The organism is Rhodococcus gordoniae, assembly GCF_001646655.1.
Lineage (GTDB): Bacteria > Actinomycetota > Actinomycetes > Mycobacteriales > Mycobacteriaceae > Rhodococcus > Rhodococcus gordoniae.
Genome location: NZ_LPZN01000018.1, coordinates 119,467 through 136,058, shown reverse-complemented (window position 1 = coordinate 136,058; position 16,592 = coordinate 119,467). Strand labels below are relative to the sequence as shown.

Genomic DNA, 16,592 nt, shown 5'->3' with positions numbered 1-16,592 from the left:
GAGCCGAACCTTCATGCAGGAACATCGTTACGACGTAGTCATCGTCGGCGCCGGCGGCGCCGGCATGCGTGCGGCCATCGAAGCCGGCCCGCGTGCGCGCACCGCAGTGCTCACGAAGCTCTACCCCACCCGCAGCCACACCGGCGCCGCTCAGGGTGGCATGTGCGCCGCCCTCGCGAACGTCGAAGAGGACAACTGGGAGTGGCACACCTTCGACACCGTCAAGGGTGGCGACTACCTGGTCGACCAGGACGCCGCGGAGATCATGGCCAAGGAGGCCATCGACGCCGTTCTCGATCTCGAGAAGATGGGCCTTCCGTTCAACCGGACGCCCGAGGGCAAGATCGACCAGCGCCGCTTCGGTGGTCACACCCGCGACCACGGTAAGGCTCCGGTCCGTCGCGCGTGCTACGCCGCCGACCGCACCGGCCACATGATTCTGCAGACGCTGTACCAGAACTGCGTCAAGCACGACGTGGAGTTCTTCAACGAGTTCTACGCGCTCGACATCACCTTGACCGAGACCGAGAACGGTCCCGTCGCGACGGGTGTCATCGCGTACGAGCTCGCGACCGGCGAGATCCACGTCTTCCACGCCAAGGCGATCGTCTTCGCGACGGGCGGCTCGGGCCGTATGTACAAGACGACGTCGAACGCCCACACCCTCACCGGTGACGGCCTCGGCATCATCTTCCGCAAGGGCCTGCCGCTCGAGGACATGGAGTTCCACCAGTTCCATCCCACGGGTCTGGCCGGTCTCGGCATCCTCATCTCGGAGGCCGTGCGTGGTGAGGGCGGTATCCTCCGCAACGCCGACGGCGAACGGTTCATGGAACGCTACGCCCCCACCATCAAGGACCTCGCACCGCGCGACATCGTCGCCCGGTCGATGGTGCTCGAGGTGCTCGAGGGCCGCGGCGCCGGACCGAACAAGGACTACGTCTACATCGACGTGACCCACCTCGGCGAGGACGTCCTCGAGGAGAAGCTGCCCGACATCACCGAGTTCTCCCGCACCTACCTCGGCGTCGATCCCGTCACCGAGCTCGTGCCCGTGTACCCGACCTGCCACTACGTCATGGGCGGTATCCCGACCAACGTCGACGGCGAGGTCCTGCGCGACAACGAGAACGTCGTGCCCGGCCTGTACGCGGCCGGCGAGTGCGCGTGTGTGTCCGTCCACGGCGCCAACCGTCTCGGCACCAACTCGCTGCTCGACATCAACGTCTTCGGTCGCCGCGCGGGTATCGCCGCTGCGGAGTACGCCAACAGCACGAAGCACGTCGAGATGCCGGAGCAGCCGACGAAGTACGTCGACGACTGGCTCGACCTGATCCTGCATCAGGGTGGTAAGGAGCGGGTCGCCGACATCCGCACCGAGCTGCAGCAGACGATGGACAACAACGCGTCGGTGTTCCGCACCGAGGAGACGTTGACGCAGGCGCTCAACGACATCCACGAGCTGAAGAAGCGCTACAAGGAGATCACCGTCCACGACAAGGGCAAGCGCTACAACAGCGACCTGCTCGAGGCCGTGGAGCTCGGCTTCCTCCTCGAGATGGCCGAGGTGACGGTCGTCGGCGCTCTGAACCGCAAGGAATCGCGTGGCGGCCATGCCCGCGAGGACTACCCGAAGCGCGACGACGAGAACTTCCTCCAGCACACCATGGCGTACAAGGTGGGCGAGGACCTGATCTCCGACATTCGCCTGGACTACAAGCCGGTGGTCCAGACCCGGTACGAGCCCATGGAGCGTAAGTACTGATGACTACCATCGAGAAGACCGACGCGGGCGCTTCGACCCTGCCACCCGTGCCCGAGGGCGCGACGATGGTCACCCTCAAGATCGCTCGGTTCAACCCGGAGGACGACAAGGGTCAGCACTGGGATTCGTTCCAGGTGCCGGCGCTGCCGTCCGACCGTCTGCTCAACCTGCTGGGCTACGTCAAGGGCTACCTCGACGGCACGCTCACCTTCCGCCGCAGCTGCGCCCACGGCGTCTGCGGTTCGGACGCGATGCGTGTCAACGGCGTCAACCGTCTGGCCTGCAAGATCCTCATGAAGGATCTGCTCGACAAGAACGGCAAGGACGTCACGATCACGATCGAGCCGATCCGTGGCCTGCCGGTCGAGAAGGACCTCGTCGTCGACATGGAACCCTTCTTCGACGCCTACCGCGCCGTGAAGCCGTTCCTCATGACCACCGGCAACGAGCCGACCCGTGAGCGTATCCAGTCGCAGGCCGACCGTGCCCGGTTCGACGACACCACCAAGTGCATCCTGTGTGCGTGCTGCACCACGTCGTGCCCGGTGTACTGGAGCGACGGCAGCTACTTCGGTCCCGCCGCGATCGTCAACGCGCACCGGTTCATCTTCGATTCGCGTGACGAGGGTGCTTCGGAGCGTCTGGACATCCTCAACGACAAGGAAGGTGTGTGGCGCTGCCGCACCACCTTCAACTGCACCGACGCGTGCCCCCGTGGCATCCAGGTGACGAAGGCGATCCAGGAGGTCAAGCGCGCGCTCATGTTCGCTCGCTGATCACCTCGCACGTGAGCAGGCCCGTCCCTTCGGGGATGGGCCTGCTCTCGTCTGTGCTCACCGCTCGGATCCGGCGGAGCTGCGCCGTTCGACGGAACGGGTTCAGCGGCCGCGCTCGAACAGGAAGCCGGCCAGCCACCCGACCGCAAAGATGACGACGAGCACCAGCCACAGTGGCGCCTGGAGCGAGATCCAGAAGAGATCGATGCTCGTACTGTTCCGGTTCTGGAGGACGAACAGCGCGGCGAGCAAGACCAGGACGGCCGCGAGCACTCTGCGCGGAGTCACACGGAACGAGCGTCGGGGCGCGGCGGATCGCGTCTGTTTTCCCACGCTTCCATCGTCGTCCGTCCGCAGCAGGATCGGCACCCCGAATCAGGGGTTTTCACCCCGGAAGTTCGCTCATTTCCTCCGGAGTCGCCGTCCGGCCAGGAGACCACCGAGCAAACCGGCACCCAGGAGAGCGGCGCCGCGTCGCGCGTCGAGGCCCTCGTGCACTTCGAGGCGGGGCGTGATGACCGCTCCTGTGGGGGCGGGATGGTGAGCGAGTGCCAGGCTCGCCCGTGACGTCGCAGCGAACGCGGTACAGATGAGCACCAGACGCGCTGTCAGGTTCCCGAACACGAGGATGCCGAGGATAGGGCCGAAGGCGACGCCCGCCGGACCGTTGAGCACGCGTTCGAGGTAGAGCGAACCGGTCTGCTTGAGCAGTTCGAAACCGATCGCGGCGATCACCCCCGCGACGAGCGCACTGCGGAACGGGACCGGCTCGCGCGGCAGGCGCGCGATCACCCAGGTGAACACCAGGCTCGAGGCGGTGATCGCCATGACCAACGCCAGCACCCGTAGCCCCACGCCGATGCCGACGAGGTTCTCCATGTTGAACAGCTCCACGAGCCGGTGCGCCACCGAACCGCTGCTGAGCGCCGACAGGGCCAACGACACCGCCATAGCGAGCCCGAGACTCACCAGAGCCCCGCCGTCCCTCAGCTTGACCACGAAGAAGTTGCCCTTGTCGCGCGGATGTTCCCACATGGCCGTGAGGGCCTCGCGCAGATTCGTGATCCAGCCCAGGCCCGCATACGACGCGGTGAGCAGACCGATGAGACCGACCGCGCCGCGGGATTCGATCGCCGAGTCGATCAGGCTCTGCACGGTGCCGCCGAGCTGGCCCGGGATGTTCTCGGCGATGATCTGCTGGATCTGATCGAGCAGTTCGGGCCGCCCGGCGAGCACGAAGCCCGCCACCGAGAACACCAGCATGATGATCGGGACGACGGCCAGCACCGTGAAGTAGGTCAGACCGGCGGCGTAGTAGTCGCCCTTGTTGTCCTGGTACCGCACACCGGCCCGGAAGATGCGGTCGAGCACCGGATGTGCCGCCCGCTGACGATCGAGAAATCCCGGCTTCTCGTCGGGTTCGCCGGCCATCCGGGTGCTCCTTCGTCTATGTCCGCGGCAGGAAACCCACCTTGTCATAGACCTGCGCCAATGTGCGGGACGCGACCTCACGGGCACGGTCCGCGCCGCCCGCGAGGATGCGGTTCAGCTCGGCGGGATCGGTGAGGTACTCGTCGACCTTCGCGCGGATCGGGGTGACGAATTCGGTGAGCACCTCGGCGGTGTCGGCCTTGAGATCGCCGTAGCCCTTCCCCTCGTAGCCGGCGACGAGTTCGTCGACGCTGCGACCGGACAGCGCCGACTGGATGGTGAGCAGGTTCGACACGCCGGGCTTGTTCTCACGGTCGAAGCGGATCTCGCGCTCGTTGTCGGTGACGGCCGAACGGATCTTCTTCGCCGAGACCTTCGGATCGTCGAGCAGGTTGATCAGACCCGCGTCGGTCGCCGCGGACTTGCTCATCTTCGACGTCGGATCCTGCAGGTCGTAGATCTTCGCGGTCTCCTTCACGATCATCGGTTCGGGGACGACGAAGGTCTTGCCGAAGCGGGAGTTGAAGCGCTGCGCGAGATCTCGCGTGAGTTCGAGGTGCTGACGCTGGTCCTCCCCCACCGGCACGTGGCTGGCACGGTAGAGCAGGATGTCGGCCGCCATGAGGATCGGATAGGTGAACAGGCCGACACCGGCGTGCTCGGTGCCCTGCTTGGCCGCCTTGTCCTTGAACTGCGTCATCCGGCTGGCCTCACCGAAGCCGGTGATGCAGCTCAGGACCCAGGACAGTTCGGCGTGCTCGGGCACCTGGCTCTGCACGAACAGGACGGACCTCTCGGGATCGATACCGATGGCGAGCAACTGCGCCACGGAGACGAGCACGCGCTTGCGCAGCAGTTTCGGCTCGTGTGGAACGGTGATCGCGTGCAGATCGGGGATGAAGTAGAAGGCGTCGTTCTCGTCCTGCGCCGGAACCCACTGCGCCAGCGCCCCGAGGAAGTTCCCGAGATGGAACGAATCCGAGGTGGGCTGGATGCCGGACAGCACACGGGGGCGGGCCTTCGGCTTCGTGGCGTTCTGTTCTGCAGTGCTCGACATGCCGTCGATGATTCCACGCAGCCCGCACCGCCCTGCGAGCGAGGTGGGCACTTCTGCGGCATGCCGCAGAAGTGATCAGCGATCGAAGGTCACCGTCACCGGCGCGTGGTCGGACCAACGCCGGTCGTAGCTCGGCGCGCGTTCGACACCGGCCTCGGTCGCGTGGGCCGCCAGAGCCGGGGTCGCGAGGTGGTAGTCGATACGCCAGCCCGCGTCGGTGTCGAATGCCTTGCCGCGGTAGGACCACCACGAATAGGGGCCTGCGACGTCGCCGTGGAGATCGCGGACCACGTCGCGCCAGCCCGCCTCGAGCAGGTCGCCGACCCAGGCACGTTCCTCCGGCAGAAAGCCGGACTTCTTGACGTTGCCCTTCCAATTCTTGATGTCCCGCTCGGTGGGGGCGATGTTCCAGTCGCCGCACACCACCATGTCGCGACCGGCGGCCGTCACCGCGGCGTACCGCTCGGCGAGGTAGGCCGCAAAGCTCTTCATGAAGTGTTCCTTCTCGTCCTGCTTCGGGGTCCGGGCTTCCCCGGTCGGCAGGTAGAGGCTTCCCACCGTCACGTCGCCGAAGTCGGCCTCCATGTAGCGACCGGCCGACGCGAACTCGTCGACGTCGAACCCGACCCGCACGGCATCCGCGGGTGCGCGCGAGAGGATCGCCACCCCGGCGCGGCCCTTGGCCGAGGACTCCGCGCCGACGCAGTGCCAGCCGGTCTCGATCGCCGGAGCGATGGCGGCGTGGAACTGCTTCTCGGTGGCGCGCACCTCCTGCAGGCACACGATGTCGGCGGCCGACGAGGCGAGCCAGTCGACGAGACCCTTGGCTGCGGCGGCGCGCACGCCGTTGACGTTCACGGTGGTGATGACGAGAGGCACCGGGTCACCGTAACCGACATCGGCGACGTGGCCGGGTTCGCCGTCACCGGATGCGGCGAGGGCGACGTCCGGAACGAACAGTCCCGAATCGGGTGTCCGGCTCGCGCCGGGACGGCTGTCGCGCAGCCGCACGGGCGACGGTGCGCGCCCGCCCGATCAGATGACGAAGCGTCGGGGCGGAACCGCCCGCGCGACCGTTCCTCCGGCCACCGTCGCCGTCGGCGCGCCGTAGCCGGTACCGCTCGCGCAGCAGCGCGGCACGCAGCGTGGCGGTGACACCCGGGAACCGACCCCGCCTGCCGATCCCGATCGTGCCGACGAGGAGAACGGCCGCCGGCAGGAGGATCCAGGCGTACAGGACGGCGGCGGACGCGACCGCTTCGGCGACGGCGTCCTCGTCGAGCGCCGCCCAGACGATTCCCGCTCCGACCACGACGTAGAGGATGCCGCCCAGGGCCGCGGCCAGGACCGCGCCGACGTACCGGCGGAGCAGCCAGCAGCGGACCGTCCACAGCACGAGCAGGACCGCCGTGAACATCGTGAGCGCCGAGGTCACGACCACGAAGACGACGTCGGAGGAGTCCAGCGCCGGCCCAGCGCCCCGTTCCTCGTCGAACACCATGATCATGAGCAGTCCTGTCGCCACCGTGACGACGGCCAGCAGGACGAGTTCGACGGCGAGTGCCGCGAAGGGGTGGACGGATGCCCGTGGGTCGCGCGGTCGGAGTCTCGCCGCCGTGGCGAGCAGCTCGCGTCGGCGCAGCAGCGAGGCCTCTCTCCGCAGCAGACGACGGGCACCGACACCGCGCTGGGTCGCGAGGAACAGGTCCTGGCTGAGCACCACGATCACGAACACGGCGGGGAACAGCAGCAGCGCCGCCAGATCCACGGAGTATGGGAGGCCGTCGAGCAGCGCTGCGACGAAGGTCATCGTCGCTCCCACTCCGAAGACCGACCCGCACAGTTCCAGGTGTTCGAGACGCAGGGCCTCGGTCGCGCGGGGCGCACCGTCGGAGGTGACGGCCGGCCCGAGCGACCAGGCGATGAGATTGAGCGCGATGACGAGGGCGGCGAGGACCCCGAGAACGGCGGCGGCCTCGCCCATCGTGAGGGTGGTGAGCACGCCGCTGCGCACCGGCGTGGACCGGTCGTAGGCCAGTTCGTCGGTTCGGCGGGCGATCGCGTGGATCATGTTCGGGGCGAGGGCGACCGGCAGGTAGGCCAGCGCCGAGCCGAACATCAGCGTCCACACCCGGGTCCAGAAGCGCCGGCGGGCATGCGCCCCGCCGCGACCTTCGGAGTCGGCACCAGTGGTGGTCACGGCCGTCCTCCTCCCGGGCACTACGGCGGTGATGCGACTGACAGTGGTACACGGAACGGTAGCCCGTGCCCGGAGTGCTCGGGAAACACGACACGGGACGCCCGGTGCGGGCGTCCCGTGTTCGTGCTGCCGAGAAACGAGCCGAAGGTCAGGCGCGAGCCTTCTGCAGGTTCTCGTCGAGTGCGCCGAGGAACTCCTCGGTGGTCAGCCAGCCCTGCTCCGGGCCGACGAGCAGTGCGAGGTCCTTGGTCATCTGACCGGCTTCGACGGTCTTGATGACGACGTCCTCGAGCTGCTGCGCGAACTCGATGACCTCGGGGGTGTTGTCCAGCTTGCCGCGGTGCTCGAGGCCGCGGGTCCAGGCGAAGATCGACGCGATCGGGTTGGTCGACGTCGGCTTGCCCTGCTGATGCTGGCGGTAGTGCCGCGTGACGGTGCCGTGTGCGGCCTCCGCCTCGACGGTCTTGCCGTCCGGGGTCATCAGGACGGAGGTCATCAGGCCCAGCGAGCCGTAGCCCTGGGCAACGGTGTCGGACTGGACGTCGCCGTCGTAGTTCTTGCAGGCCCAGACGTAGCCGCCCTCCCACTTGAGGGACGACGCGACCATGTCGTCGATGAGGCGGTGCTCGTAGGTGAGGCCCGCGGCGTCGAACTCCGCCTTGAACTCTTCCTCGTAGATCCGCTGGAACTCGTCCTTGAACATGCCGTCGTAGGCCTTCAGGATCGTGTTCTTGGTCGACAGGTAGACCGGGTAGTTGCGCTGCAGGCCGTACGAGAGCGAGGCGCGCGCGAAGTCCTGGATGGACTTCTTGTAGTTGTACATACCCATGACGACGCCGCCGTCCTCGGGGATCCGGCAGACCTCGTGCTGGATCGGCTCGCTGCCGTCCTCCGGCGTGAAGGTGATGGTGACGGTGCCCGGGCGGTCGACCTTGAAGTCGGTGGCGCGGTACTGGTCGCCGAACGCGTGGCGGCCGACGATGACGGGCTTGGTCCAGCCCGGAACCAGACGCGGCACGTTCGAGATGATGATGGGCGCACGGAAGATGGTGCCGCCGAGGATGTTACGGATGGTGCCGTTGGGCGACCGCCACATCTTCTTCAGACCGAACTCTTCGACACGCGCTTCGTCGGGAGTGATGGTGGCGCACTTGACACCGACGTTGTGCTTCTTGATGGCGTTCGCCGCGTCGATCGTCACCTGATCGTCGGTGGCGTCGCGGTGTTCCACGCCGAGGTCGTAGTACTCGAGATCCACGTCCAGATACGGGTGGATCAGCTTGTCTTTGATGAACTGCCAGATGATGCGGGTCATCTCGTCGCCGTCGAGCTCGACGACCTTACCCTCAACCTTGATCTTGGACATATGCGCTTCGTGTCCTCCTAGGACGTTTCTGTGGTCCCCAATCGACCGCACTTTGTGGGTGCGATCGCCGTCGGCTCGCTGTACGCGAGCATGGCCGTGTCCACGTCCTGAACCCCGGCCAAACATGACAAGCGTACTGCTATTCGTGGCGTCCGCAAAGCGCCCCGCCCCACCCCTGCGCCTTACCGGTCGGTAACTTTCATGCTGGTCAGGCCTGTTCAGAGGGTGCATAAGACCCTGCGGCGGAGAGTCGCTAGACTGCCCGGATAGTCATGAGCGCCAGCGTCAAGCCCCGGCTTGCTGGCCGGCAACCCTCCGACCGGGGTGGGGTGCTCCGGGTGAGGACACGGTCGGCGGGCCCCCGCCGACAAGCCTGCTGTCGGGAGGATGGACATGATGATGTGCTGTCGCACGCAAACCACGATCGACCCTCCCACCACCGCCGGAAGGACACGATGACCGACATCCGCAGCCGGCGCTGCCACCACTGCCCGAGCGTCGAGGCGGTCACCTCTTGACGGCGGGCACCGAGCGTCGTCGTGTCGAACTGCCCCCGGCGGACGGACGCCTCGAGAACATCGACATCGGAGATCTCGTCCTCGAGAGCGGTGAGACACTGCCGAACGTCACGGTCGCCGTGCAGAGATGGGGTGAGCTGTCCCCCGCTCGCGACAACGTCGTGCTCGTCGAACACGCCCTCACCGGCGACTCGCACGTCACCGGCCCCGCCGGGCCGAATCATCCGTCCCCCGGCTGGTGGTCGGGCATGGTCGGCCCCGGTGCGCCCATCGACACCGATCGCTGGTGCGTCGTCTCCACCAACATCCTCGGCGGTTGCCGCGGAACCACCGGCCCCGGCAGCACCGCACCCGACGGCAAGGCGTGGGGTTCCCGCTTTCCCCTGATCACCGTGCGCGATCAGGTAGCCGCCGAAGCGTCCCTGCTCGACAAGCTCGGCATCGACGTTCTCGCGGCCGTGACCGGGGGTTCGATGGGCGGCATGCGCACCCTCGAGTGGATCATCACCCATCCCGAGCGCGTACGGGCGTCGCTCGTCCTCGCCACCGGCGCCCGCGCCACCGCCGACCAGATCGGCACCCAGAGTGCGCAGATCACGGCCATCACGGCCGACCCCGACTGGCAGGGTGGCGACTACTACGACACGGGACGGCGCCCCGAAGCCGGGCTCGCCATTGCCCGGACCATCGCGCACCTCACCTACCGAACCGAGTTCGAACTCGACACCCGCTTCGGGAATCTCCCCCAGGACGGTGAGGATCCGTGGCGAGGCGGCCGGTACGCCGTGCAGAGCTATCTCGAACACCAGGCGCGCAAACTCGTCGCGCGCTTCGATCCCGGTACCTACGTGCTGTTGTCCGACGTGATGAACCGGCACGACGTCGGGCGCGGACGCGGCGGTGTCGAAGCCGCCCTCGGGTCCACCCCGGTTCCGACGATCGTCGCCGGCGTCGATTCCGACCGGCTGTACCCGCTGCGCCTGCAGCAGGAGATCGCCGATCTCCTTCCGGGATCGGGTGAACTGCGAGTACTCGTCTCGCGCGACGGACACGACGGCTTCCTCACCGAGGCCGACGAGGTCGCCAAGCTCCTCGCCGAACTCATGAAGCTCGCCGAAGGTTAGTCGGTTCCCAGCGGGTCGATCGACGCGGCGAGCGCCACCACGATGCCGCCGACGATCATCATCGACGCAACATCGAATCCCTTGCTGCGTACCGCGAGGACACCGACCTTGTCCTCGTCGAGAACCCAGCGGAACAGACCGGCGAGGATCGTCGCGCCGCCGAAGACGAACGCTCCGCGTCGCCATCGGTCGGCGAGCACCAGGATCACCGCTGCCGCGATCACCAGGGTGACCGCGAGCAGCGGCAGGTTCAGACGCGTGAATCGCAGAGCCTGAGCCATCTCGTCTCCCGGGGTTGTCGACCCGTTACCGGGCGGCGAGCTGCTCGGCCCGCTCCACGACGTTGCTCAGCAGGAACGCGCGGGTGAGCGGGCCGACACCGCCGGGGTTCGGGGACAGGAAGCCCGCGACGTCACGCACATCCGCGGCGACGTCGCCGCGCAGTCCGTCCTCGGTGCGGGAGACGCCCACGTCCAGCACCGCAGCGCCGGGCTTGACCATGTCGGCCGTCACGAGGCCGGGAACACCCGCGGCCGCGACGACGATGTCGGCGCGACGCACCTCGGCGGCGAGGTCGCGGGTGCCGGTGTGGCAGAGGGTGACCGTCGCATTCTCCGAACGACGGGTCAGGAGCAGCCCGATCGGGCGACCGACGGTGACGCCACGGCCGACCACCACCACGTGCGCACCGGCGATCTCCACGTCGTAGCGGCGCAGCAGGTGGAGGATGCCGCGCGGCGTGCACGGCAGCGGGGCCTCCTTGCCGAGGACGAGACGGCCGAGGTTGACCGGGTGCAGACCGTCGGCGTCCTTGCCCGGATCCATGCGCTCGAGCGCCGCGTTCTCGTCGAGATGCTTCGGCAGCGGGAGCTGGACGATGTAGCCGGTGCAGGCGGGATCGGCGTTGAGCTCGTCGATCGCCTCGAACAGCTGCTCCTGGGTGATGTCGGCAGGCAGATCCTTGCGGATCGACGTGATGCCGACCTTCGCGCAGTCGTTGTGCTTGCCGCGCACGTAGGCCGCGGATCCCGGATCGTCTCCGACGAGGATCGTCCCGAGGCCGGGCGTGACGCCCTTGTCCTTCAGTGCTTCCACGCGGACCTTCAGGTCCTCGAAGATTTCGTCGCGGGTTTCTTTGCCGTCCAGGATCGTCGCAGTCACATCGCTCATTCTTCCAGGCGCCCGTCCGACGTCGAAGCGCGGCCGGTAGCGGCGGCTGCCCGCCCGTGTGGAGGCAGGCAGTCCCGGGACAGTTCCGCGAAGGCGGCGACGAGATACCGCTCGTACTCCTCCGGGTCGGGCATGCAGGATTCCGATGCCAGAAAGGACAAGGTGAGGACCTCGCCGAGCGACGTCGCGGAATGGACGAGGCCGTAGTTCCGGTTGAGCATCGGAGTACCGATCGCCTCGACGGCCGGACTGTCACCGAATCGGAGTCCCTCGACCGGGCCGCGGGGGACATTCGTCACCGTGGTGTTGGCCAGTGGTACCGCTTCTCCCCTCGGCTTTACCGGTCCGCGGTGTGCACGTCGGATCGACATCACCAGATCGAACGCGGGCGCTGCATCCACTGCAGCAACGGATGCGGCCGACTCCGGACGCCGGATCCGGTGCTTCTCGAGCGCTGCCGACTCGTGGATACGGCGGAGTCGTTCGCGCGGGTCGGTCCGATCGATATGCAGGTCGACATACAGGAGTGTCACCTTGTTCTCCGACTCCGTCCCCACACGGTCGCGGAGCGATCCCGGAACGACCGCCGCCGGCGAGACCGCCGGAATCTCGTCGCAGCAACCGAGGTAGGAGCGCAATCCGCCCGAGACGACGGTCAGGATCACATCGTTCACCGAGGTCTGCGTGGCGCGCGCGACGGCACGCACCTCCGGCAGGGGCATACGGACGACGCCGAGCTGCCGGGGTCCGTTCGTGTCGGTGTCGAAACGCGTGCGGGGGCGGTGTGGTCGGGGCGCGGTGATCGCCCCCGAGGCGGCGAGGTCACCCAGCGTTCGTCGTGCGCGGCGCGCTGCGACCAGAGCCGGGAGCATCCTCGCGTACCGGAAGGGCAGCGAGACCGCCGCGCGGACCGGTCCGGGCACGGCGACGACGCGTCCTCCGGGCGAAGGGGCGGCCGCAGGATCGTCGAACAACGCACGAGCGATATCGACGGCTCCGAGTCCGTCGGTCACCGAATGGTGGAGGAGCAGCGCGACGACGGTGGCGCCGTCGGGGAGGTCGTCGACACCACGGATGTCGGCCAGGACGTGCACTTCCCACGGGGGTGCGGACAGATCGAGACGGCGTTCCTTCATCGAGGCGAGCAGCCGATGCACCTCGCTGCGTGAGGTCGGACCGATCGTCTCGTACCGGACGTGACGGTCCGGATCGACGTCCGTCTCCACCCAGAAGGGAAAGTCGAGGTTCGCCGGCACCCGGTGCAGACGGCGGGTGAGCGCCGGTATGCGGTGCAGGCGCTGTCCGATCCAGGTGACGGCGTCCTCACGGGTGCGGATGGGAGCGTCGCCCGCTCGGGCGTCGAACACGTAGACACTCACCATGGTCGACGGCGGAGCCTCGGGGTCCGTGTCCTCCACGAAGACGTGGAGTGCGTCCCGCGCGGCCAGTCGGATTCCGCGTCGGCGTGTCATCGTGATGGTTCTCTCCCGGGTCGCCCGCTGCTGATGCCCTGTCGATTGAACCAGGTACCGCTCGGGGCCACACCCGATCGGCGATTCGCGAACACGAGCCTCGCGCGGTGTAATTCGGCCATGGCACACCGAGTCGGATCGACGACCGGCAGCACACGAGGCCGGGCCGCGCGTCGCGTCCTGTTCGCGTTCGCAGGCGGCCTCGGCCATCTCGCACCGATGCTCCCGATCGCCGACGTCCTGCGCGGAGCCGGCCATCGTATCGGCGTGTGTGGGGACGCGGACGTCCTCGCAGGCACTCGAGGCTTCGACGCGTACTTCCCCGAGGGAGACACGACATCCGCTTCCGGCCGGTCCATAGGCACGCTCGCTCCTCCGGATCTCGACCACGAGTACTCGGTGATAGGCACCCACTTCGCCGATGTGCTCGCATCGCGACGATTCGACCTGGTCCGCGAGGTCGTCGACCGCTGGCATCCGGATCTGCTGATCTGCGACGAGATGGACTTCGGTGCGATGACGGCGGCCGAGCACGCCGCCGTTCCCCGCGTGGTGGTCGACGTGATCGCCTCCGGAGCGCTCGTCCGGATCGACCGCATCCGTGAGCCACTGCGACGACTACGGGCCGCCCACGACCTCCCTTCCGATCACGAGTGCTCTTTCCTGACACAGAATTTGGTCATCTCACCGTTCCCACCGTCGTTCCGCGATCCTGACGTCCCGTTGCCTGCCACAGCCGTCTCGACAGGGCCGGGCCCATCGCCCGCGTCCCACGGACATCTCGCAGTCGACTGGCTTCGTGGCGGCAAGGAGCCTCACCGCGTGTACGTCACGCTGGGCACCGTCTTCAACACCGAGTCCGGCGATCTCTTCGTCCGTCTCCTCCGGGGGCTGCACCGACTACCTGCGCGCGTGCTCGTCACCGTCGGCCGCGATGTCGACCCGGCCACCCTGCCGTCACCGGGCGGCAACGTCCGCATCGAGCGGTTCGTGCCCCAGTCGGCCGTGCTCCCGCACGTCGATGTCGTCGTCAACCACGGCGGATCGGGCAGCGTCGTCGGTGCGCTCGCCCACGGCGTTCCGGTCGTCGCGCTTCCGATGGGCGCGGACCAGGAACTCAACGCCCGACGGCTGGTCGCGCTGGGCGCAGGGACCACGGTCGATCCCGTCACCGTAACCTCGGCGGAGCTCGGAAGGATCACTCTCGACGCGCTGTCCTCGGGCTCTCTCCGCCGCGGTGCCGAGCGATTGCGCGACGAGATCGCGCGATTGCCTCCCCCGGCATCCGTGCTTGCGCTGCTGGAGGACCGAATGTTCCGGTCCCGGCTGCGCTGAACGTCGCCGCTCACACGACGGAATAGCCGCTCGGCAACTCCATCCGACCGGTCAATGCCCGCAGCACGGTCGTGCCGTCGCCGAGTGCCAGCGCGATTCTCGCCGCCAGCAGGGTGGCCTGCTCGAGAACCTCGGCGGGAGGTTCGTAGGGAACATCCGCGGCGGCGGCGATGTCGAGACCGTGGACGGCGAGTTCGAAGGTGCGTGTCGGGAGGTAGGAATGCAGCCGGATCCCCGATCCTCCGATCACCCGGATCAGACGATCCTCCCCGGTACCGAGCCGCTCGATCACCGCAGCCGACAGGGCACCGACGGTCGCCACCGGATCGTCACCGAGGTCGGCACCGGCACGCCGTCCGCGTTCGACGATGTCGTCCGCGCCGAGGACCGAGGTCGGTTCCTTGACGTGGACGTAGTACTGCTCCGCGCTCGCGAGGTCCTCGGTGTCGGCAGGACTGTCGAGATACGTCGCGACGGTCGTCAACGAGCGTGAGGTGTGTCCGATCAACGATCGGAGGTCCCACTCGCCCAGGCCCGGACCGTCCCACCGGTCCTCCGGCACGGCACGGACAAGCTCCGAGAAGCTGCGTACCGCCGAGACGTACGTCGCTACCGGTGACTCCATGCATCCCCCAGCGGTCGATATGTCGAACCACGACACGAGAATGAAAACACGCGTGCCCTCACTACGCCGAGATCGGCGCTACGCGCGTGCGGGACGCCGACGCGCCTCTGGCAAGCTGGATCGAGTGTTCAGAGTGATGTTCCACGAGCCGCGCATTCCCCCCAACACCGGCAATGCCATACGCATGGTCGCCGCGACCGGCGCGGAACTGCACCTGGTGGAACCCCTCGGTTTCGACCTGTCCGAGCCGAAACTGCGCCGCGCGGGCCTGGACTACCACGACCTCGCGTCGGTCACCGTGCACAGCAGTCTCGCGGCCGCGTGGGCGGCGCTTGCCCCCGAGCGGGTGTTCGCGTTCACCGCGCACGGCACGTCGAGCTACGCGGAGATCGAGTACCGGGCGGGCGACGTGCTGCTGTTCGGACCCGAACCGACCGGGCTGTCGCCCGAGGTGCTCGCCGACCCGCACGTCACCGAGCAGGTCCGCATCCCCATGCTGCCCGGGCGGCGTTCACTGAATCTGTCGAACGCCGCCGCTGTCGCCTGCTACGAGGCGTGGCGGCAGCACGGTTTCCCCGGCGCGGTCTAGGCGTCGCTCTCCACCGGACGACCCGAGCCGGCCCATGCGTCGGTGCCGCCCGCGACGGACACGGCGTCGACACCGCGAGCGGCGAGATACTGCGCGGCCTGCAGGCTGCGGCCACCCACGGCGCAGACGACGTAGACGGTGCCGTCGGTGGGGATCTCGTCGACCCGCGCGACGAACTCGCTGAGCGGGATGTTCGTGACGCCGGGTACACGTACCTGGGCGTATTCGTCGCGTTCCCGCACGTCGATGACGGTGGCTCCGTCGGTGAGTGCGGATTCGAGTGCGGCCAGGTCGACCTCACGCATCGCTGTCGGTCCTCTCGGTGTCGGGCGTCCCGGTGGTTCCGGACGAACGTCCCCGTCGGGTGATGAGCCGGATGACCAGGTAGAGGACACCGGCGCACACGCACAGGAACGCCACCCACGGTAGCGCGGCGCCGATACCGACCACCGCGGCCCCCAATGCGGCCCACAGGCTGTTCCATCCCGCGACCAGCCCGTCCCAGAAGCTGTCCTGCTCCGAGGGAAGGCGATCGGTGGTGATGTCGACGGTGAGCGTGGACAGTTCGATGCTGTCGCCCAGCTGCCGTCGCTGCGCTTCGAGGCTGTCGAGTTCGGCCTGGCGTTCGGCCAGGGCGGTCTCGGCGGCGATCAGCGCTTCGACGTCCGCCGACGATTCGAGCAATGCCCGCAGGCGGTCGACCGAGGCCCGCAGCGCACCCACCCGCGCTTCGAGGTCGGTGTACTGCATCGTCACGTCGTCGCGGGTGGTACTCAGGCTCGTGATGCGACCGAGCGTGCGGATCTCGTCGACGACCTCGTCGAGCCGGCCGGCGGGCACCCGCACGGTCAGCACGCTGCTCGCCTCGGGTTGCTCGGTGAGGGAGTCGACGCGTCCACCGGCCTCCTCGACCACCGCCGCGACCCGGCGGCCCGTCGCCACGGGATCGCCGGCATCCATGTGGAGGTAGCCGGTGACGACCTCCTTGCGGTCGGGCTCCTCGACGGGTTGCGACTCCCGGAGGCCGCCGTCGGTGATCGCGGGTGCCGAGATCGCGGGCGCGGAGGCCGACGAGCCCTCACCTCCCCCGCCCTCGTCGCATCCTGTGACGACCAACGCGAACAGAGCCAACGACATCACCGACAGGCGTTTCACACTCGGGGA

17 protein-coding genes and 1 riboswitch are annotated in these 16,592 nt (G+C 67.9%); of the genes, 5 read left to right on the top strand and 12 right to left on the bottom strand.

Going from position 1 to position 16,592, the window contains the following annotated elements; translation table 11 throughout:
- Nucleotides 1-13: 13 nt before the first annotated feature.
- Entirely contained in the window at nucleotides 14-1,765 is a 1,752-nt protein-coding gene (gene sdhA / locus A8G18_RS10855; RefSeq protein WP_016935300.1) for a succinate dehydrogenase flavoprotein subunit, read from the top strand.
- The gene (locus A8G18_RS10850; protein ID WP_064063861.1) at nucleotides 1,765-2,541 is read left to right on the top strand and encodes a succinate dehydrogenase iron-sulfur subunit; all 777 of its coding nucleotides are present in this window, start codon (nucleotides 1,765-1,767) and stop codon (nucleotides 2,539-2,541) included. Before sdhA ends, A8G18_RS10850 begins: the two co-directional genes overlap by 1 nt.
- A gap of 102 nt (nucleotides 2,542-2,643) precedes the next feature.
- On the opposite strand, the gene A8G18_RS22805 is transcribed toward A8G18_RS10850, so the two are convergent.
- From A8G18_RS22805 to A8G18_RS10820, 6 genes are all read right to left on the bottom strand, one after another.
- On the bottom strand, nucleotides 2,644-2,829 hold the full coding sequence (locus A8G18_RS22805; protein WP_242496675.1) for a LapA family protein: 186 nt from the start codon (nucleotides 2,827-2,829) through the stop codon (nucleotides 2,644-2,646).
- Nucleotides 2,830-2,943: 114 nt separating this feature from the next.
- Entirely contained in the window at nucleotides 2,944-3,972 is a 1,029-nt protein-coding gene (yhjD, locus tag A8G18_RS10840) for an inner membrane protein YhjD (protein ID WP_064063859.1), read from the bottom strand.
- Between the two features lie 16 nt (nucleotides 3,973-3,988).
- Complete coding sequence (trpS, locus tag A8G18_RS10835) at nucleotides 3,989-5,029, bottom strand: tryptophan--tRNA ligase (RefSeq protein WP_064063888.1); 1,041 nt, start codon at nucleotides 5,027-5,029, stop codon at nucleotides 3,989-3,991.
- Nucleotides 5,030-5,104: 75 nt separating this feature from the next.
- Nucleotides 5,105-5,908 carry an exodeoxyribonuclease III gene (locus tag A8G18_RS10830; RefSeq protein ID WP_026003076.1) on the bottom strand — a complete coding sequence of 268 codons (804 nt, stop codon included), beginning with the start codon at nucleotides 5,906-5,908 and terminating at the stop codon, nucleotides 5,105-5,107.
- Between the two features lie 43 nt (nucleotides 5,909-5,951).
- Nucleotides 5,952-7,229, bottom strand: a complete 1,278-nt coding sequence (locus A8G18_RS10825) for a hypothetical protein (RefSeq protein ID WP_064063858.1) — start codon at nucleotides 7,227-7,229, stop codon at nucleotides 5,952-5,954.
- Nucleotides 7,230-7,377: 148 nt separating this feature from the next.
- A complete protein-coding gene (locus A8G18_RS10820) occupies nucleotides 7,378-8,595 on the bottom strand; it encodes an NADP-dependent isocitrate dehydrogenase (RefSeq protein ID WP_016933203.1) in 1,218 nt (405 codons plus the stop codon).
- Between the two features lie 268 nt (nucleotides 8,596-8,863).
- A riboswitch (SAM riboswitch) is annotated at nucleotides 8,864-8,975 on the top strand.
- Nucleotides 8,976-9,109: 134 nt separating this feature from the next.
- Here A8G18_RS10820 and metX point away from each other — a divergent pair.
- Nucleotides 9,110-10,237 (top strand): homoserine O-acetyltransferase MetX, encoded by a 1,128-nt coding sequence (gene metX, locus A8G18_RS10815; protein ID WP_064063857.1) that lies wholly within the window; start codon nucleotides 9,110-9,112, stop codon nucleotides 10,235-10,237.
- Here the strand turns inward: metX and A8G18_RS10810 are convergent.
- From A8G18_RS10810 to A8G18_RS10800, 3 genes are read right to left on the bottom strand one after another with little or no spacing between them, the layout of a single operon-like run.
- Nucleotides 10,234-10,518 carry a DUF3017 domain-containing protein gene (locus A8G18_RS10810; RefSeq protein WP_064063856.1) on the bottom strand — a complete coding sequence of 95 codons (285 nt, stop codon included), beginning with the start codon at nucleotides 10,516-10,518 and terminating at the stop codon, nucleotides 10,234-10,236. The genes metX and A8G18_RS10810 overlap by 4 nt on opposite strands.
- Before the next feature lie 25 nt (nucleotides 10,519-10,543).
- Nucleotides 10,544-11,398, bottom strand: coding sequence for a bifunctional methylenetetrahydrofolate dehydrogenase/methenyltetrahydrofolate cyclohydrolase (locus A8G18_RS10805; protein ID WP_209447020.1), 855 nt, complete (start codon nucleotides 11,396-11,398; stop codon nucleotides 10,544-10,546).
- Between the two features lie 5 nt (nucleotides 11,399-11,403).
- Nucleotides 11,404-12,879: a wax ester/triacylglycerol synthase domain-containing protein gene (locus A8G18_RS10800; RefSeq protein ID WP_064063854.1), complete on the bottom strand. Its 1,476-nt coding sequence runs from the start codon at nucleotides 12,877-12,879 to the stop codon at nucleotides 11,404-11,406.
- 120 nt (nucleotides 12,880-12,999) lie between these two features.
- On the opposite strand from A8G18_RS10800, the gene A8G18_RS10795 reads away from it, so the two are divergent.
- Nucleotides 13,000-14,214: a glycosyltransferase gene (locus A8G18_RS10795; RefSeq protein ID WP_064063853.1), complete on the top strand. Its 1,215-nt coding sequence runs from the start codon at nucleotides 13,000-13,002 to the stop codon at nucleotides 14,212-14,214.
- 10 nt (nucleotides 14,215-14,224) lie between these two features.
- Here A8G18_RS10795 and A8G18_RS10790 read toward each other — a convergent pair whose 3' ends face one another.
- Entirely contained in the window at nucleotides 14,225-14,839 is a 615-nt protein-coding gene (locus A8G18_RS10790; protein ID WP_064063852.1) for a maleylpyruvate isomerase N-terminal domain-containing protein, read from the bottom strand.
- 124 nt (nucleotides 14,840-14,963) lie between these two features.
- Between A8G18_RS10790 and A8G18_RS10785 the strand changes: the two genes are divergently transcribed.
- Nucleotides 14,964-15,428: a tRNA (cytidine(34)-2'-O)-methyltransferase gene (locus tag A8G18_RS10785; RefSeq protein ID WP_081494076.1), complete on the top strand. Its 465-nt coding sequence runs from the start codon at nucleotides 14,964-14,966 to the stop codon at nucleotides 15,426-15,428.
- Here the strand turns inward: A8G18_RS10785 and A8G18_RS10780 are convergent.
- The gene (locus A8G18_RS10780) at nucleotides 15,425-15,733 is read right to left on the bottom strand and encodes a rhodanese-like domain-containing protein (RefSeq protein WP_064063851.1); all 309 of its coding nucleotides are present in this window, start codon (nucleotides 15,731-15,733) and stop codon (nucleotides 15,425-15,427) included. The two genes, A8G18_RS10785 and A8G18_RS10780, sit on opposite strands and share 4 nt — an antisense overlap.
- On the bottom strand, nucleotides 15,726-16,583 hold the full coding sequence (locus tag A8G18_RS10775) for a DUF4349 domain-containing protein (RefSeq protein WP_064063850.1): 858 nt from the start codon (nucleotides 16,581-16,583) through the stop codon (nucleotides 15,726-15,728). The genes A8G18_RS10780 and A8G18_RS10775 overlap by 8 nt, the downstream gene beginning before the upstream one ends.
- Between the last annotated feature and the right edge of the window lie 9 nt (nucleotides 16,584-16,592).